This window comes from Lachnotalea glycerini, assembly GCF_003201285.1.
GTDB lineage: Bacteria > Bacillota > Clostridia > Lachnospirales > Lachnospiraceae > Lachnotalea > Lachnotalea glycerini.
Genome location: NZ_QICS01000001.1, coordinates 906,112 through 926,727 on the forward strand (window position 1 = coordinate 906,112; position 20,616 = coordinate 926,727).

At 32.9% G+C, this 20,616-nt stretch carries 14 protein-coding genes and 1 riboswitch; all 14 genes read right to left on the reverse strand.

Features of this window, described 5'->3' with window-relative positions:
- Positions 1 to 17: 17 nt before the first annotated feature.
- Positions 18 to 1,085: a response regulator gene (locus tag C8E03_RS03830; RefSeq protein WP_110290322.1), complete on the reverse strand. Its 1,068-nt coding sequence runs from the start codon at positions 1,083 to 1,085 to the stop codon at positions 18 to 20.
- A gap of 34 nt (positions 1,086 to 1,119) precedes the next feature.
- Positions 1,120 to 1,986: an alpha/beta fold hydrolase gene (locus C8E03_RS03835; protein ID WP_094377870.1), complete on the reverse strand. Its 867-nt coding sequence runs from the start codon at positions 1,984 to 1,986 to the stop codon at positions 1,120 to 1,122.
- A gap of 10 nt (positions 1,987 to 1,996) precedes the next feature.
- Positions 1,997 to 5,131, reverse strand: a complete 3,135-nt coding sequence (locus C8E03_RS03840; RefSeq protein ID WP_170122882.1) for a diguanylate cyclase domain-containing protein — start codon at positions 5,129 to 5,131, stop codon at positions 1,997 to 1,999.
- Positions 5,132 to 5,298: 167 nt separating this feature from the next.
- On the reverse strand, positions 5,299 to 5,862 hold the full coding sequence (locus tag C8E03_RS03845; protein ID WP_094377922.1) for a manganese efflux pump MntP: 564 nt from the start codon (positions 5,860 to 5,862) through the stop codon (positions 5,299 to 5,301).
- Between the two features lie 472 nt (positions 5,863 to 6,334).
- The gene (locus C8E03_RS03850; protein ID WP_110290323.1) at positions 6,335 to 8,113 is read right to left on the reverse strand and encodes an ABC transporter ATP-binding protein; all 1,779 of its coding nucleotides are present in this window, start codon (positions 8,111 to 8,113) and stop codon (positions 6,335 to 6,337) included.
- Between the two features lie 12 nt (positions 8,114 to 8,125).
- Positions 8,126 to 9,847: an ABC transporter ATP-binding protein gene (locus tag C8E03_RS03855; RefSeq protein WP_110290324.1), complete on the reverse strand. Its 1,722-nt coding sequence runs from the start codon at positions 9,845 to 9,847 to the stop codon at positions 8,126 to 8,128.
- Between the two features lie 379 nt (positions 9,848 to 10,226).
- The gene (locus tag C8E03_RS03860) at positions 10,227 to 12,308 is read right to left on the reverse strand and encodes an EAL domain-containing protein (protein ID WP_170122883.1); all 2,082 of its coding nucleotides are present in this window, start codon (positions 12,306 to 12,308) and stop codon (positions 10,227 to 10,229) included.
- A 172-nt stretch (positions 12,309 to 12,480) separates the two neighbouring features.
- Positions 12,481 to 13,983, reverse strand: coding sequence for an alpha-N-arabinofuranosidase (locus tag C8E03_RS03865; RefSeq protein ID WP_110290325.1), 1,503 nt, complete (start codon positions 13,981 to 13,983; stop codon positions 12,481 to 12,483).
- A 268-nt stretch (positions 13,984 to 14,251) separates the two neighbouring features.
- Entirely contained in the window at positions 14,252 to 16,045 is a 1,794-nt protein-coding gene (locus tag C8E03_RS03870; protein ID WP_170122884.1) for a methyl-accepting chemotaxis protein, read from the reverse strand.
- 164 nt (positions 16,046 to 16,209) lie between these two features.
- Positions 16,210 to 16,977 (reverse strand): energy-coupling factor ABC transporter ATP-binding protein, encoded by a 768-nt coding sequence (locus tag C8E03_RS03875; RefSeq protein ID WP_094377916.1) that lies wholly within the window; start codon positions 16,975 to 16,977, stop codon positions 16,210 to 16,212.
- Positions 16,959 to 17,804: a cobalt ECF transporter T component CbiQ gene (gene cbiQ / locus C8E03_RS03880; RefSeq protein ID WP_094377915.1), complete on the reverse strand. Its 846-nt coding sequence runs from the start codon at positions 17,802 to 17,804 to the stop codon at positions 16,959 to 16,961. The genes C8E03_RS03875 and cbiQ overlap by 19 nt, the downstream gene beginning before the upstream one ends.
- 8 nt (positions 17,805 to 17,812) lie before the next feature.
- Positions 17,813 to 18,121, reverse strand: coding sequence for an energy-coupling factor ABC transporter substrate-binding protein (locus C8E03_RS03885; RefSeq protein WP_094377914.1), 309 nt, complete (start codon positions 18,119 to 18,121; stop codon positions 17,813 to 17,815).
- A gap of 1 nt (position 18,122) precedes the next feature.
- Positions 18,123 to 18,872, reverse strand: coding sequence for an energy-coupling factor ABC transporter permease (locus tag C8E03_RS03890; RefSeq protein WP_094377913.1), 750 nt, complete (start codon positions 18,870 to 18,872; stop codon positions 18,123 to 18,125).
- 368 nt (positions 18,873 to 19,240) lie between these two features.
- A riboswitch (cobalamin riboswitch) is annotated at positions 19,241 to 19,439 on the reverse strand.
- 57 nt (positions 19,440 to 19,496) lie between these two features.
- Complete coding sequence (locus tag C8E03_RS03895) at positions 19,497 to 20,606, reverse strand: aldo/keto reductase (RefSeq protein ID WP_094377912.1); 1,110 nt, start codon at positions 20,604 to 20,606, stop codon at positions 19,497 to 19,499.
- Between the last annotated feature and the right edge of the window lie 10 nt (positions 20,607 to 20,616).

Genomic DNA, 20,616 nt, shown 5'->3' on the forward strand with positions numbered 1-20,616 from the left:
TTATACCCGCCTTTAAATTAAATATTTTCTTCCTCACCTAATAACGAGTGCAGTATACTGCTTGCTTTCTCATACTCTAATTCTTCCAGCAATTCTGTAGCCTCATGGATATATTGTTCTTGTTGAGTTGTTAATTGATATCGTTTCAATATGTGAAGCTTATCCAATGCCATATCCTTGTCGTAATTATCAATAAGCTCAATTATTTCCATTACTTCTACCATTTGAAGTGTCTTATTAATATGAGTGAGAGGCTTTTCATTCCATTTTTCCCTCATAATTACACTTTGAATATTATAAACTAATGTATCGTAATCTTTTACGAATTCTTGAAAATCACAATTAATAAATTGAATATCTTTTTTTTGTGCCGCCAGCTCATGCCGCTTGGCTCTTAAGGAAAAATAATCAGCCCCTATGCCTGCTGCTACTCCCTTTAATCCGTGCGCTATAATCGCATATCTTTTCCAATCTTTCTTTTCCTTAAAGTCATTGATTTGTTGCTTACATTCTTTGGCTTCCTTGCATACACTTTTTAAAATATTTACATAGCAATCTATATCCCAGTTAGAATATTGTAGTCCAAGCTTTGTATCAATCCCCTTTACTTGAAAGGTATAAATCGGATATGCATTTATATCATCTACTTCTTCCATACTAACTTTATCACCGGAAATATACTTTAATAAACAATTATTTAATAGATTTCGATCAATGGGCTTTCTCATATAATCACTAAAACCTTGTTCTATAAATATCTTCTTTGCATCTTTATCATCATTTGCTGACAAAGCTATCACCGGTAGTTTTTTACAATAAGTATCTGGAAGCTTTCTTATTTTTCTTAAAGTTTCATAGCCGTCCATTTCAGGCATTATTTGATCCATAAAAATTAAATCAAATTTTATTTTAGCCTCTTTTATAATTGCTAAGCAATCAAAACCACTTATAGCTGTAGTAACTTTGATCCCATAATATGATAATATTGTAGACAAGATTTGCAAATTAATATCATTATCATCTACAATTAAAATGTTAGCATTTGTTACTTTTATTCTATAAGATTTAAAATTCTTTTTATCCATAGCCTTTTTATCCTTTCGTAAAGTACAAAGCTGCCTATACCTTATCAAAAAACTGATTCAGATAAGAGTTGATTATTTCAGGCTTTTCAAGCAATAACATATGACCAGCATCCTCTACAATGGTATAATTAAATCCACTCTGAATTACCTGATTGATTAACTCCAGATTATCATCAATTCCTCTTTCTCCAAATAAAAATAAGATTTTATCCTTAAGTTGTTTAAGCTCAAATATCTTATAATTTTCTAACCTGTGGTATTTCATGATGCAGGGATTATACGCTTTCGACAATAGCAAGAAATGAAAGAAAATTTCCCTTTGCCGGCTAACAACATTTTGATCTGTTTTAACATGTCTTATTAATTTCTTCAAAAGAAATTCTTTGGAAGAAATTCTACTTTCAAAACCAAAGAAAGGAAGAATGGTATTAAATCTGTTTAACTTCAATCCTCCTTCTATACTAACTGCTTTTATAATATCCGGATTATATACCATATAATTAAGCAGGATATCTGCCCCCATCCCAACACCTATCGCATAACACTTTTCAATATTAAGCTCCATTAAAACAGAGTCCAGCCATGCATGGTGATTCAAATCATTAAAATATCTCTTTCCGGGAATACTCTTTCCAGGGCTTCCCAGTATATCAATTAAAACACAATAATATTCTTTACTAAGCTCAGTAATATTAGCAGACCACATGATGGAAGAGTTGGCTGATGCGTCGTGTAGCATAATCAGTGGCATGCTTTGTTTATCTCCTGCCAATATGACATGTGTGTTCCCAAATTTATTTATTACGATTGTTTCCTCATATGGCATACCCCAATTTCTAAGATTTTTATCATATTCTTGATATATCTTTTCCTCTAAAACCGTACTTTTTATTGGCTTCATATTGCTCCCATTATCCTGTCTTATTCTCTTCTGCGCTATTTCTGCATTTAATTGCTTTGTTCACCATTTCGTATAGGTATTTGATTTCTATCGGCTTACTAATATGTCCATCCATTCCACTGTCCATAGACTTTTTAGTGTCTTCATCAAATGCATTTGCCGTTGTAGCTATAATCGGAACGGTTCTTGCATCCTCTTTCTCTGAAGTGCGAATCAGCTTCGTAGCCTCTAATCCATTCATAACAGGCATCCGAATATCCATTAGGATAAGATCATAATATTTAACAGGATTTTTTTTAAAGCTTTCTACTGCCTCCTGTCCATTTTTAGCTTCTTCCACAATACAGCCCGTCATCTCTAATAAAGACTTTTCAATTTCCATATTTAAGCTATTATCTTCAACCACTAAAACACGCTTACCTCCAAAATCAAAAGTCTCCTCTTCTTCATTTGTACTATTTTCCTTTTTATTGATATCTTCAGTATTTCCAAGACTAAAGTTAATGGTAAAAAAGAATTCTGAGCCACTTTTGTATTTACTCTTAACCTCAAGATTTCCTCCCATCTTACGTACCAGATTACTTGATATAGATAAGCCCAATCCAGTTCCTCCATATTCCTTTGCAATATTACTGTCAGCCTGTTCAAAGGAATTAAAAATACGTTTTACATTCTCTTTGCTAATTCCAATGCCTGAATCTTTCACACTAAATCGTATCACAGCGCTATCTTCTTCCTGCACTAGCTGTTCAATTCTAAATAATATATAACCTCTTTCTTCGGTAAATTTTACAGCGTTGCCTAAAATATTAATTAACACTTGGCTGAGTCTTAACTCATCTCCTATTAGAATACTGTTATCATACTTTTCTTCAATAGTAAAATGAATTTTTTTTGCATCAACCTGAGACTGCATAATTACTTCTATTTCTTCTACCAATTTCTTCAAATCAAAGCTCTGATTTAAAATAACCATTTTACCACTCTCTATTTTAGACATATCCAAAATATCGTTTACAAGTGAAATTAAATATTTAGTTGAATAGTCAATTTTATTCAAACATTCTTCAACCTTCGACCTATCCTCAATTACACTTTTTGCAATGCTTGTCATACCAGTAATAGCATTCATAGGAGTTCTGATTTCATGAGACATTCGGGAAAGAAAATCCGTTTTTGCCTGACTTACACTATCTGCTTTTATTTTTAAAGTATAGGTTGATATTACTTTAGAAATCTCTTTTAATAGGCGCTTCATATCCTCCGACCAAATAAAATCATCAGCATTCTTTTCAAAACATACAGAACCTCGGTAAATACCTTTTTCATATATTGGACTATGAATACACGATTTTAAACTATACAGACCATTCTTTGTCTCACCTGTGTTAGTACTGTCATACATGCTTTCAAACTGTGAATACATTTCCTTGCTTAAATAATAGGTGTTTCCTATTGTTGAATAGTATTCATCGTCAGACCATTGGTAAGTATATTGCAGGCTCAGGTAATCTACATCTATTTCAGTTACCGATACCCTGTCAAGATGATAGAGCTTTCCAATTCTCGAAAGCAGCAAATTAATACCACTTGGCAAATCTTTTGTTTTTTCCAGTAGAGCAAATGCAAATGTAATAATATCTTGTTCCATATCATTACTATTTTCTTTGATTTCATGCACTAAGTGCTTACTTAGATATTCTTCCTTTGTTTCCTTATTCACAATACTCATCGTATCGTAGTAGCAACTGTATTTCCCCATATTTACCTGCTTTGCATATTCTAATGCCATGATTGCGTTATTATGCAATTCTTCATAATCACTAGTCTGCTTTGTTCCAGCTATACCAATACTGCAAGACATTTTAATGTCCTTATTTTCTCCGCAATAAATCTTTTTAACACTTTCACATAATGTATCCGCGACAGCGAAACTTTGCTTTCTATTGGTGTTCGTAAGAAAAATTAATATTTCGTCTCCTCCGAAACGAACCAAAATATCTTCAGGCTTTGTTACCTTTCGAATAATTTCGGTTACCTCTTTTAATAATGTGTTGCCAAACATTACTCCATATGTATCATTAATCAATGCAAAATTATCCATATCAAGAACAAATAAAACACATTCTTCCCCATCACTTTTTTCTTTGAGATATTGGCGTATTAAATTTTGACCATATTTGTTACTGTAAAAATTTGTTAATGCATCCTTATCAATTGCATTTTTTATTCTTTTTTCTAATTCTTTAATTTTAAACTCACTGATATCAATATACACAACCTGTATAATTTCAAGTTGATCCTCATTTAGCAAACGGCTTGCCTCGGCATGTATCCATTTTATTTTATTTCCCTTTGTAATAATTCTGTATTCTACTTTTTTGGTTTTATTGAGTTGAATACTTTTCATTGTATGATTCATATATGCATAATCGTCTTTATGTATAATATGTACAATACGATTTTGAAATTCTTTAGCAAACTCCTCTCTTGTATATCCAAACAACTCAAAAGTAGCATCATTTGCATTTAATATCCTCATTCCATCCTCTTCTATATATTGAACAACTCCACTAGGTATGGTTTGATAAATTGACTGCAAAAATCTAGACTGGCTTTCCACCTGTTCGCATAATTTTTTATCTTGCAGAAGTTTTTTAAATGCCATCAAATGATTGGCCTGATCTACTAAAACACTCGATACTATGTGTTTTCCCTCTGCTGAAATTGCAGATTTCCCCTTATCTATAACCCAAATATAATCTTTGTTTTTTTTCATGATTCTGTATTTTATCTCATATTTGTGATTTAATTGAATTTGGTCATAAATGGTTTTTTCAACACGTTCCCGATCTGCTTCATGAATTATATTAATAGCCAATCCATTTGTTTCCTGTAAAAATTCCTTGCTTGTATACCCTAAAAAATTCAATAACTGTAAATCAATAAACTGTAAAGGAAAGCCTTTCTCTAAATATCTACCCATTAATCCCCAGTAATCATTATTATCAAGTATTTTTATCATCTCATTATTGTTATTGTTAAAATCGCACATTCTAAGACATTGCAAAATATTAGTTGTACAATTTTGTAAATTATCAGAAATTAAAGTATCCAAACCTGATATGTGATTTAATCTTTCCAACCTGTACTCCCCCACATTCATGTTTTATCAATTTGTTAATAGATATATCAATATTAACTTTTTTCATAGAACATGTAAATAATTTTATGGTATTTCAAGTGATTTTTTTAAATATTTATAAAATTTTAATAATTATTCTTACAAAAAAACTCATTTCTCCTTATTTGTTATCCCAAAATACCTAAGTGCTCAAAAAGAATCTTAAATCCCATCAAAATGAGTATAATTCCACCTGTCAACTCTGCTTTTGCTTTGTATTTTGTACCAAATACATTTCCTATTTTCACGCCAATTACAGAAAGTGTAAAGGTCACTAATCCGATAAAGCTTACAGCAGATACAATATCTACCTGTAAAAAGGCAAAGGTAACTCCAACTGCTAATGCATCAATACTTGTTGCTATTGCAAGTACAAACATATTTTTAAAACATAAAGAATCGTCTGCCTCTTCACTTTCCTGATTCATAGCTTCTTTTACCATATTTGCTCCAATTATTCCAAGTAAAACAAATGTAATCCAATGATCAATTGCTGTGATTTTACTTTGAAACCGGATTCCCAATAAATAACCTGCCAGAGGCATTACCGCCTGAAAAATACCAAAATACAACCCCACTGTCAAAGCTTTTTTAAAACTGATTTTTTTCATTGCTAAACCCTTACATATAGCTACTGCAAAAGCATCCATTGATAATCCCACTGCTAAAACAAATAATTCAATTAAACTCATTTCTATTCTCCTTTTCATCCTACCCTAATGCAAAAGCATTACAGTACAAAGCGGATTTGACCGCTTTGCCGCGCCGAATGCTGTTACGCAGTGACATTTTCCACTTGCATTCGTGCGCATTGTGTTTTTATTTCATAGGAATCAAAACTTTTATACGTTAACAACAAGGTCTTTCCTATGAAATGAAATAAAAAAAGACCCACCTGTGGAATAACCACAGATAAGTCTCATTATTTAAAGTAAAACCAGATAGTGTTCTATCATCATGTTGATTTTACTACACACTTGTGCCAACTACTCCCTTATCAAAGCATAAAACTTGTTTTTAATTTAGACCTTTTTATGTCCAATGTCATGAATTATAATTGAAATAAAAGTATTTGTCAATCACTTATTGAGAACATTTTTAGATTTATTGATAAAATAAAATCCTATCCTTAATATATTAATTTCTTTCTATCTGGTTCCTATATTACACTGCATTCGCAAATTGAGCCATGTACAGCTCGTAATATACACCTTTTTGTTCCAATAATTCCTTTTCACTTCCCTGTTCCATAATCCCACCATTATCAATTACAAAAATTCGATCCGCATTTTGTATGGTTGAGAGTCTGTGTGCAATCACAAAAGAGGTTCTTCCTTTTAGCAGTGTTTCGATGCCTTCTTGTACTAACAGCTCCGTGTGGGTATCAATGCTTGAGGTAGCTTCATCTAGGATTAATATCTTTGGCTCTGATATCATTGTTCTTGCAAAGGCAAGTAATTGCTTTTGACCAACCGATAAGCCAGCTCCTCTTTCCTTTAATATCGTATCATAACCATTTTCCATCTCCATAATGAACTCATGTGCATTCACTGCTTTTGCAGCCTTAATTACTTCTTCCTCCGTTGCATCCAACTTTCCATATCTGATGTTGTCCTTTACCGAGCCTGAGAACAGAAAATTGTCCTGCGTCATAATTCCCATCTGATTTCTAAGACTTTCTATTGAAATCTTTTTTACGTCATATCCATCTACTGTGATGATACCCTTTTGTATATCATAAAATCTGCTGATAAGATTTACAATTGTAGATTTACCTGCTCCTGTCGGTCCAACCAGTGCAATTGTTTCACCTGTCTTTACGCAAAAACTGACATTTTCAAGTACCTTACTGTTTTCATCATATTCAAACGAAACCTTTTTAAATTCTACCTCTCCTTTGATTGGTGGAAGATTCATTACATCACTGTCATCCGTAATGTCAGCTTTTGTATCCATTATTTCAAAAATTCGTTCAGCTCCAGCAATATTGGTAATTAGCTGATTATAGAAATTACTTAAGTTTAATACAGGGTGCCAAAACATTGATATGTAAGTTCCAAAAGCTATCAATGTTCCTACTGCAACCCTATCACTTCCTATCATTTTTACTCCTACATAATACAATGCCAATGTGCCAATTCCCCAGCAGAAATCAATAACAGAACCAAATGCATCCGCAAACTTAACAGCATCAATAAAGGATTCTCTATACTCTCCTAGCAGTTGTTCAAAGTTTTCTTGCGTTTCCTCTTCCGCTCCAAAACTTTGTATAATATACATTCCTGATATATCCTCGTGAACAAATGCATTTACATTAGAACCTTTTTTGCGAAATATCTGCCATCTGGTATGAGCCTTTTTTTGTATCACCCAAACCCCTATAATCATTAAGGGCAAGCTGCTCAATGCTGCAAGAGCCAATCTCCAATTCTTAATAAACATAATGATAACTACTGAAGAAATGGTGATAAAATCCGGAATCAGTGTGGTAACACTATTAGAAAGTACCTCCTTAAGAGAGTTAACATCTCCTATGATTCTTGCTAATATTTTTCCAGTCGGTCTGCTGTCAAAAAAGTGAAAGCTTAAGGTCTGAATATGTGAATATAATTCTTCTCTGATGGTCAGCAAAACCTTATTTGAGACTTCAGCCATAATGTACATCCTCAGTTTAATAAATAAGACCAACATTATGTTAATAATGGCTGCAAAAGTTCCCAATTGCAAAAGTCCATTTCTATCTTTGTTTTTAATATAGACATCTATTGCCTTTTCGATGATAAGCGGATTTATTAAAGTAATGGTTACACAGCAAAACATAATTAATAAAACGAAAGTGATTTTTTTCTTGTATGCAAGCAGATATCGAAATAATCTGAGCAATGTTGCTTTTCTGGATCCAGTCTCCAGATTTTCATCTTCTTTTACTGTATTAATCGCCATACAGACCTCCCTCTATGCACGAAGCTTTTCACCATATTGTGCATGATATGTCTCATAATATAAGCCTTTAAGTGCTAACAACTCTTCATGTTTTCCCCGTTCAGCTATTTTACCTTTTTCTAAAATAATAATTTCATCTGCATTTCTTACTGCTGAAATTCGATGCGCAATAATTATTTTTGTAATATCTGTAAACTCTTTTAAATTGTTTTGAATCATGTATTCTGTCTCCATATCAAGAGCAGAGGTTGAATCATCTAAAACTAAAATGGGCATTTGCTTTGCAATAGCTCTTGCAATACTTATTCTTTGCTTTTGCCCACCTGATAATCCTACTCCACGTTCACCTATTAAAGTTTCATATTGATTTTCCATTTTCTCAATAAATCCAGTTGCATGTGCTTCTTTAAGAGCTTCCTTTACTTCTTCATTTCGTACAACACTGCTTTTACCTAGTTTTACATTTGAATTAATAGTATCTGAAAATAGAAAAATATCCTGCATCACTAATGCAATGTTCTTGCGAAGTTCCTGTAGGCTAAGCTTTCTTATATCTATACCATCAAGAAGTATTCTTCCCTTTGTTGCATCAAAAAAACGCTGAAGTAAATTAATAATAGATGTCTTACCAGTTCCTGTTGCACCCATAATTCCAATTGTCTTTCCTGCCTGCACTTCAAATGAAATATCTTTCAGAATATATTTATTATCAAGTTTTAAAGAAACATTGTCGAATTTGATATTTCCTTTAACCTCTCCTAATATAATAGGAACAGGTATTTCAATTATTTGTGGCTTTTCATTATATATTTTTTTAATTTTATTATTGGAAGCAATTGCAGATGCCAAATCATTAAACAGCCAGCCAAGCATTTCCATTGGCCACACTATATTACTGCAATATTCTACGGCTGCGCCAAGCGTTCCAAGTGTGATTTCACCTTTTATAACAAGTGTTCCTCCATACACAATTGCAACAATCGGAAGAAGCTTCGTAATGAATTGAAACATAGGCTGATATTTAACCAGCACCTTAGACTGCTTCATATTCAATTTATAATATCTTTTGTTATGTGATAAGAACTTACTAATTTCAAATTTTTCTCTTGCAAAAGCTTTTACCGTTCGCACCCCTGCCAGATTTTCCTGTGCAACTGTGTTCAAAACCGCGTTTTCCTCACTAATCGCCTCATAGATTCCTCCTAATTTATTTTCCATTTTAATAGCTAGAAAACCTACGATTGGCATTGCAATCACTGGTATCATAAATAACTTAAAATTTAATTGAAACATGCAAAACAGAATTATTGTTGTATGTATTGTAACTTCAATGATCAGCATACTGATATATCCAAGTGCCGACCAGATTTTGTCTATATCATCTTTCACTCGTGCCATTATTTCTCCGGTATTTGTTTCGTTAAAGAAACCAATTGACAGACTTTGTATATGTTGAAACAATCTTTTTCTCATATCTTCTGCCACTTTTGCACTTATCATATCAAATATAAACTCTTTTAAATAACCAAAGATACATCTACCTACACCTATCATGAATATCATAACAAGTAATTTTGTAAGCAACTCAATTTGTCCGTTTCCGATTACATCATCTATAATTTTCTTCGTAATTTGTGGTGAAAGCATATCAAGTCCAACCTGAAGCACCATGCATAGAATGGCAAATGCATAGAAATACCAATTGTCCAATACATATTGTGATATTTTTTTCATTGTTTTCCCCTTTCAAAAACTCCCTCTAAAGTACTTCATATCTACTATTTGCTCATCTTATATGGATGTTCTCATATAAAAGGAAATTCTAATCATTTCCCATTATACAGCAAAAAAGATCACAGCAAGATGCCGTGACCTAATATTTACACTAATTTTCATTAACATAATTATATGTTAATTCGTATTTAATGCAGTACTATAGAGGTAATCTTACATTCATTTAAAACTGTTAAATTGTAAACTTCATATTGTGTTAAAATTAAATGATTCATATTTTTACCTCTCTTTCTTTGTTATCTTAAATTCAACGTCTTTGTTATTATATTACCCGGACAAATATATTGTCAATGGTTTTGGGATAATTTGTTAAGATATTTTAATGAAATAACAGCTTTTCAAACTCTTTTGCTGGCATAGGCTTTGAAAAATAAAATCCTTGTGCAATAGAACAACCCATTTCAAGTAATTCTTCTGAAATTTTTTTCGTTTCTACCCCTTCTGCTACTACTGTAATACCAAGTGCATTCGACATCTCAATGATATGTTTTATAATTATTTTACTGTCTGTCCTGCTGCCTGGCTCATTAAAGAATTCACGATCTAGTTTTATCTCGCTGATTGGCACATCTTTTAATATACTTAAAGAAGAATATCCTGTTCCAAAATCATCAAGAGAAAATCGAAATCCTTGATTCATAATCTGATTCATTATTTCAAATAAAACCGAAGTATTCTCTATAAAGATGCTTTCGGTCAGTTCCAGTTCTAAGAGCTCATTTCTCACATTATATTTTTTTGTTATATTCAAAAGCTTACTACACAATTCACTATCGTATATATGCATACGAGAAACATTTACAGAAACTGGAATTTCTCTACCTCCCTTATCCATCCATTTTCTCATTAATTTACAGGTTTCATCCCAGACATACTCATCTAATTTAACAATAAAACCATTATTTTCAAATAGCGGAATGAATTTATTTGGAAGGATCAGCCCTTTTTGAGGATGATTCCATCTTACAAGCGATTCTGCTCCTATGATAGCTCCGGTGGAAATGTTATGCTTTGGCTGAAGATATACAACAAATTCGCCATTCAAAAGGGCATCCTCCATCTCATCCTCCATTTCCCTTACTTCATTTTCTTGCTTTCTTATTTTAGAATCATAGAAAGCAACATTTGTCAAAATACTATCCTTTATAGTAAATAGTGCAAAAGTCGCCATATCTGAAAGCTTATTGATCGGTGTTTCCAAATGTTCTACAGGACAAATTCCAAAAGAAAATTCAATCTTGTATTTAAAAAGCTTCCTTTTAGCCTGCATCTCTATATTATGTATCATGTCTAATATCTGATCATCATTATGATACATCATACAAATACTAAATATATCACTATGATTTCGACTGCACAAGTCATATAAACCCATACTTTGTTTTATAATATCAGCAATCTTTTTTAAAACCTGATTACCAGTCTGAGTACCGTAGACATCATTAATCACTTTAAATTTCTTAACATTCATGGTTATAATAGCAAACTTATTATTTGGATAATTTAAAAATAATTCTTCTACTTTTGTATGAAACGTTCTACGATTATAACAATCCACAATATCGTCATGCTCTGCTCTATACACCAGTTCATTTTGAGCCTTTACCTGCTCATCAATATTATTGATAGTTCCTATCACCCTGATTAATTGATTCTGGTCATCATAAAAGCTGTTTGTCAATATACGACACCATACAAATGTACCCGACTCTTTCTTTAATCGTATTATTACTTCATTTACCTTATTTCCAGTTTTCAATTTGTTTATAAAATCAACAAGCTTTAACTCATCCTCCTTATATATTTCCAGTACATTATATGTCATCTGCTTATTACTTATTAAAAACACACGGTCTGTAAATACAAATTGCATATTGCCTTCTATCATGTATTCAATTCCGTTTTCTGGTGTCCACTCAAAAACAATAATCTCTACTTGTTCAACTATAGATCTGTAAATTTCTTCATTTCTCCGATTTATTTCTAAGATTCGATTTTTTTCCCTTAATAATTCTAATTCTTTTTTTGAAACAATATTGTTTACTCTAAATTTAATCACTTCGGGAACAATGGGTTGGTTGACAAAATCATCTGCTCCAAGCTGCAATGCATTTAGTTCACTTTCAACATCATTGTGTGCTGTAGATACAATAACTGATATATGGTTTAAATCATGATCCCTTTTGATTTCTTTTAATACCTCATAACCACTTTTAAGCGGCATTAGTAAATCTAACAGGACGATAATTATTTCATCCTTATACCTTTTGATTATATCCATGGCTTCAATTCCGTTTTTTGCTTGTAAAACATCATACTCATTCATGAAAGTATCACTTAAAATAGCACGATTTAAGCTTACATCATCCACTATTAGCATTTTCTTTAAGCGTTCCAACATGCAGCCTCCCCTCATCAGACCATTACAGGCACTCATTTCTATACATTATCAGCTACGTAATCTATACCTACATCGTATTATTCTATTTTAATACATTTTTTATGAATTGTATTAAAATATTTTAATTTTAATAGATTTCACTGTTTTTTTATAATGAATGTCTAACTAAGCCTTAAATAATCGTGATTTTCATAACACTGCATGGCAAAATTTTAAATTTTAATTCCTTTCCATTCGTTTCTATCTCATCAAACTTCTCAATATGCACCTTTTCAGTATTTTGAAATGTATTATGTGCTGTCATTTCATTGGTGAGTATCCAGGCTGTAGCACTCTTTATCTGCTTTTGAGTAAATATCGTTTGAACCTCATAAGCTTCGTCCGCCGAAAGGTTATTAATCGTAATATTAATGCTTCCATCTTTATTCATGGACACAGACTCTTGTAAATTAGGCACCTGGTTCTCATTATCCATACCTATAAATGTAGCATCGATGTAGCTGTCCACAAGCTCTGCATTCTGATGGCATTGATACATATCAAATACATGATAAGTTGGTGTAAGAATCATTTTTTCACCTTCGGTAAGGATAACCGCCTGTAATACGTTAATCATCTGCGCAATATTAGCCATTTTCACACGATCGCAATGCTTGTTAAATATATTAAGGGTTAAACCAGCCACCAATGCATCTCTCATTGTATTTTGCTGATACAAAAATCCTGGATTCGTACCAGGCTCTACATCGTACCAACAGCCCCATTCATCCACAATCATACCTATTAGCTTATCTGGGTCATATTGATCCATAACCAAACTGTGCCTATTAATTAAGGTTTCCATAAATAACGCCTTATGTAAAGTCTTGTACCATACATCTTTATTAAATTTGGTCGCTTGCCCCTTGTTCTCCCAGTTATTTGGCAGGGTATAATAATGTAAAGATAAACCATCCATAAATCCGTGTATATTTGCTGGTGCATGGTCAAATGTAGTCTTTAAAACCTTTTCTGTCCAGTCATAATCATCTGCATTAGCCCCGCAGCAAATCTTAGAAATTTTCTCATTGGACTTATAATTTCTAATATATGTCTGGTATCTTCTGTATTCATCAGCATAATATTGTGGACGCATATTACCTCCACAACCCCAATTTTCATTACCAACACCGAAATAATCAATTTTCCAAGGCTTCTCGTGTCCATTTGCCTTTCTTAAATCAGCCATTGGGGATACCCCTTCAAAGGTAATATATTCTACCCATTCAGACATTTCTGAAACGGTTCCGCTACCCATATTACCATTAATATATGCTTTACAATCCAACTGTTCACACAATTCCAAAAATTCATGCGTACCAAAACTGTTATCTTCAACGACTCCGCCCCAATGAGTATTAATCATTTTTTTTCTGCTTTCCTTTGCTCCGATTCCATCTTTCCAATGATACTCGTCTGCAAAACAGCCTCCAGGCCAACGCAGTACAGGAATTTTAATTCCTTTTAAAGCAGCTACTACATCCTTTCTTATCTCATTTGTATTCGGTATGCTTGAATTTTCTCCAACATAAATACCTCCATAAATGCACCTTCCCAAATGTTCTGCAAAATGACCATATAGTTCAGGATTAATATGCCCTAGCTTCTTGTTCTCATTAATATATAGATTTGCCATAATACCCTCCTAATTATTTCATATTAAGTATTCTAATTTTATTATATTGTAAATTATTTTATTTATAACTAAATTATAATACAAGACTAAACTTTTTTCAAACCCTATCTTATATTTTTATTTTTTTATTACAAACAGTTGATATTTGTTATCATTCCTGTATCAAAGAGAGTATAAGCCTTTTTACTTCATAGTATTTCGTAGAAAACTTAGATGCCTACAAAAAAGGAAGTTCCCCACTTCTTAAAGTGAGGAACTTCCTTTTTTGTTAAACCCGGTATTTACTTAAATCTTCCTGAAAATTCTTTATCATTTTATCAAAAACTACGATTTGCTTAGTAAGCTCTGTAATCTGATCTACATAAATTGCTACATTTGAACTGGCCTCTTCGGTTGCCGCCGAATTTTCTTCTGCTATAGCTGCTAGGTTTTGAATACCATCAAATACCTTTGTAATATTATCAGCCTCTATCTTTAAATTATGCGAGGTTTGTATCATTAATTCGGATACAGACTTTAATCTGTCATTTGACAGTTTAGAAGTTCCTACTGCATCAGTAAGCTTAGTATTTTGTTGCTCTAATACCACATATTGAACATCAATTGCTTCTACCACATTACTAATGCTTGTTATGAAATTAGTCAGGCTGCTATTAATTTGTTCTACTGCCTGGTTCGTCTCCTCCGATAGCTTTTTAACTTCTTCTGCTACTACTGCAAAGCCTTTACCTGATTCACCAGCTCTTGCCGCCTCTATGGAAGCATTTAATGCAAGCAAGTTAATTTGATGTGCAATAGCCGAAACAATTGATACAATTTTCGTAATATTAGTAGCATTATCCTTTAACTCATTACCGCTTCTTCTAATTTCGCTAAACTTATGTAAAACTGAATCAATCTCGGTAGCAGTCAACTTCACATTATGAAAACTTTCTTCTATTCCTACTACAGCATCTTCAATCTTATCTTTATTCTCCTGACTGTCATTGGATATCTGAGTTACATTTTCAATACTTTCACTTAACACAACAATTGCTTTACCTGTATCCTCCGCCTGGTTGGTTGCAGCTACAGCTACCTCATCCAAAACGTCTGTAATATCATTAGATGCGCTTTGCATTGTATTTGCAATATTTTCTATTGCTGAATTAAACGTGTTCATTTCATCTACAATTGCATTAAATCCAATAAAGTCTTTCTGAACCTCTATTTTTAATTCATTTAATTCATCCATAAATATTTCATACTTATCTTTTGATTTCAAAATAACAGGTTCTGCATAATTTCGATTTCTTAATTTCTTAATTTCTTCAAAAATCAATTCAATTGGACGATTAAATAATTTTGATGTAAAAAATGCAGCAACAAAAGTGACCCCACTTATAATGAGCGAATATATCGTACTAATTGGCATAATCAAGGTAATGATTAAGACAATTAGTGTGTTTAGCAACGCTGCCTTAACAGAAACATCCGTAATTATGCCAAAAGAAAATAAAAGATTCCATCTAAATTTCTTTTTTGTTTGTATTTCTTTTTCAAAGGTTAATTTTAGCTGAAGCTCACCATCTTTTTGACTAACAAAATCAACTTTAATCTCTTCATGAAAATATTTGGACACACCACTGATTAGACCTGCTAAGTAATCTCCCATAGCTCTCTTTGAACGGTAGGTAAAAATAACCTCTTTTGCTGATATCGGTGTAATATCTAGAATGGGCGGTACTGCACCCTTAATACGTTTTACAACAATCACATGAACGTCATTCATTGATTTCAAAAACTGATATGCTGTATCATGTCTAAAAAATCCTGGATAATTCGTACTAAAGGTTTTTATATTCTCCTCACCCATGGTTTTCCAGATTTCTTTACTGTCTTTTCCTACATAACTTCCTATTTTTAATACAATTCCTTTAGCAATTTCATCTTTAACATCCTCTAAAGGAGAAAAAATATAATCACTCGACAATCCATTGCCAATCAGAGCATCATTTACTACTTTATCGCCAAACAGCTGCCGTCCAGACTGTACCCACGTTGATACTACTGTTCCTTTCATATGCATTACTCCTTTTATTTAATAATAATTATCGTTATTATAGCGCAATTTTCCTTAGGAATCAACATTTTTCGTATTCTAACAAAAGTGACATTTTTTTCGTATTCTACAAAAGGGAATAGCAAAAAATTTTTATTTATTTTCTTTTCTTAAATTATTTTTAGTCAAATGCTGATGCTCTTTATGCCAAAATCAAATAAAATTGGTTTTTGAAGTGCAGCCTGTTCTACGATATCCTCTTTTGAGAAAATATTTTCTGCTTTATCATCCGCAATGATGGTACCATTTGAAAAAACAATCACACGATCCGCCCATTCCCAAACAAAATTCATGTCATGCGTAGATATTAACAAAGTAACTCCTTTTTCATGTAATTCATTAACTTGTTTCTTAAATAATTGAATATTTTTGCAATCAAGGCTCGCAGTTGGTTCATCAAATAAAATTATTTCAGGCTCCATTACCATAATATCTGCTATGCTGACACGTTTTTTTTCTCCCCCGCTTAAATAATGCGGAGGTCTGGTACTATATTCTTTCAACTCTAATCGTTCCATTATTTCGTCAACTTTTTTTCTTACCGTTTCTTTTTGATAGCCAACATTATATAATCCAAAAGAAATTTCTCCCTCAACTGTAGATGCAATCATCTGCTCATCTGGATTTTGAAAAACAATTCCGACTTTCTTACGTAACTCTAAAAGACTGTTTCTTCTATATTCCAGTTTTTCATTATGAAAGTAGATGTCTCCGCTATCCAACTTAATCACTCCATTTAATGCAAGAAAAAAGGTAGATTTACCGGCTCCATTATTCCCAATAACAGCTATTTTTTCACCTGCATTAATTTCCATGTTAACATTATGAATTGCAAATCTGTTTTCTTCATACGAAAAGGTTCCATTTTCCACTTTCAAAATATTTTCTGCCATATTCCTATCCTTTCCAGTACTAATATCATAAACATTATGAAACAATAAAATAAGAAAAAGACAATCTGAAGCCTTTTAACCGGCTTGTCTTTTTCTAAAAACTTAAGATTCCCATTATATCCTCTTGCCTCCATTGCATCAAAACTTTTGGAAGCCTTTTGAAATGCAATGACAAATAAATTAGAACAGATTCCAAAAAAAGAATAATAGGATCTTTTTATATTACAATACCCAAGTCTGGTATCTGCCGCTGTTTTCATATTATGATAGGCTTCTAATAAAATAAATATAAAACGATAGATTAAATACATTAACTCAATTATAATTTCCGGCACCTTATATTTTCGAAGTACCCCTATAATTTCAAACAAAGGTGTCGACAGACTAATCATATACAGACAAGTTATGCTGCATAGAGCCCTCGTACTTACAAGAAAAGCGGTTTTCATACTGGTTTGAGTAACAATTAAGTAACCGCCTAGTATTGAGATATTGAAAAATCCAAATTTTTTCTTTGAAAAATCAACTAGCAGAACGAGTCCACTTAACGTAATAAAAAACAGGGGGATGAGAATCAGATTAAAATATTGCAATGCTTTGAGTTTTCCATGATATAAAGTAATATAGAGCATGAAAACAGCAACAACAATCGCCGTAATTCCATTGGGAGACATTAAACATAGCACAAGAGATAATACCCCTGTCAACAGCTTTAAATCAGGATTCATATCTACCAATCCTGATTGTACTGCATATTGATCAATGTCCAGTGTCTTTCCCCCATGCTTGTGATATTTTCTATGTTTTTTATTAAAATGAATGTGCATTTATATTATTAACCTTCTTTAGAATATTTTTTTCTCGCCACTAAATATCCAAAGCCATAAAATAAGATACCTGAGCCAATCGCTGCTTGAAGACAAAATAATAAGCTTTCCGTCTCACCTGGAAGTTCTCCTCCTAAAATTATCTCTGCAATTGGTGTTGCCCAAGGCTTATAATCTGGCGCAAGTTCAGCTACTACATCTCCTGCTGCATCATCAGCGCCTCCAAAATCCGCATTCTTAGATACAAGAAACGGTATCACTGTCAATAAAACGCATGCCGCAATCAAAATAACAATAATTTTCGTATTCTTTGTCATACTATTTTACCTCCTGTAAAAAACCGATTTCAGAAAGTTCTGGTTTTGCATAAGTTTCTAAGCCTATGAATACGGCTACCGTCAAAAAGCCCTCAATGATAGCAAGTGGTATCTGAGTCAATGCAAATATTCCTAGAAATTCCAATACAGCACCACCTACACCGCTGGTACTGCTGGGGTGCGCAAGCCCTAGCTGAACACTCGTTACACAATAGGTAAATAAATCTCCCAAAGCCGTTGCCAAGAAAATGGTGACATGCTTATTCAATTTGAATTTCATACCAATCTTATATATGATAAAACTTACTATTGGTCCGGCAATTGCCATACTAAATGTATTCGCACCTAGTGTTGTCAAGCCTCCATGTGCTAATAAAATAGCTTGAAATAACAATACAATCAACCCAATGACAGCCATTGTTGAAGGTCCAAATATCATAGCCCCTAAGCCAGTACCTGTCGGGTGACTGGAAGAACCTGTTACACTTGGAAATTTTAAAGAAGATAATACGAAAGTATAAGCACCTGCCATTGCTAAAATAAGCAGTGTTTTTCGGTGCTCATTAACCACTTTTTTAATACGAAAGATTCCAGCTGCCAGGAATGGAATACAAATAAGCCCCCAGGCAATACAATAAGCCGGTTGTAAATATCCCTCCATGATATGCATAGCATTAACTGTGGGTACCATACCAAAGCCTAGTGCCATTCCTGTAAGAATCATAATAACAATTTTTTCCTGCTTCTTCATTTTTCCCTCCTGTAGTAATGATATCATATAAATATATTGGCCTTTGGCACAAGATCACTTTCACTTAATAATAATTTACATCAATTTTATAAGTAAGAAAGTGCTTGAGCGAGCCTATAAGCACATACCTCTACCTCGAAGTGTGTATTTTTTAGACGCGTAGTGCCTTTATTCTATAGAATTAATACCTTTTTCACAATACTGTAACTTGGTTTTTCTATAGAATAAAAAAAATCCACCTACATTCACGTTTTTTACTACGTGATTTGTAAATAGATTTAAAATATATCTTAAGCAGCTTTTAATAAGCAGCGCTAAGATCTTTAATTTTATTTCTCTATTATAACATGCTGTACTCCGCAGCTTTTATAATCACGTATCAAAAGGCAGGTCTTCTGACTCAGATATCAATGCTACATTTTGCCTTCCCACATTATTGCAGTGACTTTTTGTAAACATAGCTCCATCTTTACAGCGGCGGGACCGTATGGGACTTGCACCCATTTCCCTATTATCCTAAACAACATAAAACATTATGCATTAGGCACCTTTTTCATCCGTATTCAATTCTATATAAAATATAACACTTATATCATTAAAAGTCAATTTCATTCTTTGTATTTTCTAAAAGGATGCACTTATTTTTTTCATTACCTGACTTATTTCTATATGCTGTGGACATTCTATCTCACAATGCTTACATGTCCTGCATTGATTTGCTTTTATTTTTATGCCGTTGTATAATTCCTTTGCCTGATCAATCCCAATCACCGCACTTTTATTATATAACTCAAACAGCTCCGGTATATTGATACCAACAGGACATGGCAAACAATAAGCACATTTTGTACAACGAACCAAAGCCTGGGTATCAAATACCTTTTTCGCTTCCTTTAACATATCAAGCTCCTTCGCTTGAAGCATGGAAACGTTGCTTTGATCTGCATAGCAAAGATTATCCTTAACCTGCTCCATGGTACTCATACCACTGAGCAATAAAGCAACCTCAGGCCTATTCCATACAAAATCCAACGCCCATTCTACAGGTGTTTTCTGATCAGACAAAATCTCTGCCACATTATCGTATGGATTAGCCAGCTTTCCGCCCAGCAACGGCTCCATTATAATAACACCAAGTCCTTTACTTGCTGCATATTCAAGCCCTTCTAAACCCGCTTGATAGTCTGTATTAATATAATTAAACTGAATTTGGCAAAAATCCCATTTATCATAAAAATCTACGATTTCCTTAAATACCGATAATTCATCATGAAAAGAAAAGCCTATATAACTAATTTTACCTGCTTCTCTCGCCTTTTCCATATGTTCAATTAAATTATATTTTTTTATTTTATTCTCTAAACGATCTTTATCCAGAGCGTGTAGTAAATAAAAATCAATTTTTTCTACCTGTAGCTTCATTAACTGTTCTTCCAAGATTTTATCAAAATCTTCTTCCTGATGAATAGCCCAGACTGGACATTTTGTTGCAATATAAGTCTTTTTTCTATACCCGTCTTGCAAAGCTTTCCCCACAACAATTTCACTTTCACCATTATGATAAGGATATGCGGTATCTACATAATTCACTCCCTGGTCTATCGCATAGCGAATCATTTCAATAGCTCTTTCCTCATCAATATGTTTGTCCTCACCCGTTACTGGTAATCGCATTGCTCCAAAACCCAAAGCTGAAATTTTATCTATGATATTCCCAAATTTTCTATAATTCATGCTTTATCAC

Bases quoted from the DNA above. Each gene is read 5' to 3' on its own strand.
- C8E03_RS03870 (WP_170122884.1), bottom strand. From the start codon at position 16,045: ATGAAAGGAACAGTAGTATCAACGTGGGTACAGTCTGGACGGCAGCTG.
- C8E03_RS03885 (WP_094377914.1), bottom strand. From the start codon at position 18,121: ATGACAAAGAATACGAAAATTATTGTTATTTTGATTGCGGCATGCGTT.
- C8E03_RS03845 (WP_094377922.1), bottom strand. From the start codon at position 5,862: ATGAGTTTAATTGAATTATTTGTTTTAGCAGTGGGATTATCAATGGAT.
- C8E03_RS03875 (WP_094377916.1), bottom strand. From the start codon at position 16,977: ATGGCAGAAAATATTTTGAAAGTGGAAAATGGAACCTTTTCGTATGAA.
- C8E03_RS03865 (WP_110290325.1), bottom strand. From the start codon at position 13,983: ATGGCAAATCTATATATTAATGAGAACAAGAAGCTAGGGCATATTAAT.
- cbiQ (WP_094377915.1), bottom strand. From the start codon at position 17,804: ATGCACATTCATTTTAATAAAAAACATAGAAAATATCACAAGCATGGG.
- C8E03_RS03850 (WP_110290323.1), bottom strand. From the start codon at position 8,113: ATGGCGATTAATACAGTAAAAGAAGATGAAAATCTGGAGACTGGATCC.
- C8E03_RS03835 (WP_094377870.1), bottom strand. From the start codon at position 1,986: ATGAAGCCAATAAAAAGTACGGTTTTAGAGGAAAAGATATATCAAGAA.
- C8E03_RS03830 (WP_110290322.1), bottom strand. From the start codon at position 1,085: ATGGATAAAAAGAATTTTAAATCTTATAGAATAAAAGTAACAAATGCT.
- C8E03_RS03855 (WP_110290324.1), bottom strand. From the start codon at position 9,847: ATGAAAAAAATATCACAATATGTATTGGACAATTGGTATTTCTATGCA.
- C8E03_RS03890 (WP_094377913.1), bottom strand. From the start codon at position 18,872: ATGAAGAAGCAGGAAAAAATTGTTATTATGATTCTTACAGGAATGGCA.
- C8E03_RS03895 (WP_094377912.1), bottom strand. From the start codon at position 20,606: ATGAATTATAGAAAATTTGGGAATATCATAGATAAAATTTCAGCTTTG.
- C8E03_RS03860 (WP_170122883.1), bottom strand. From the start codon at position 12,308: ATGTTGGAACGCTTAAAGAAAATGCTAATAGTGGATGATGTAAGCTTA.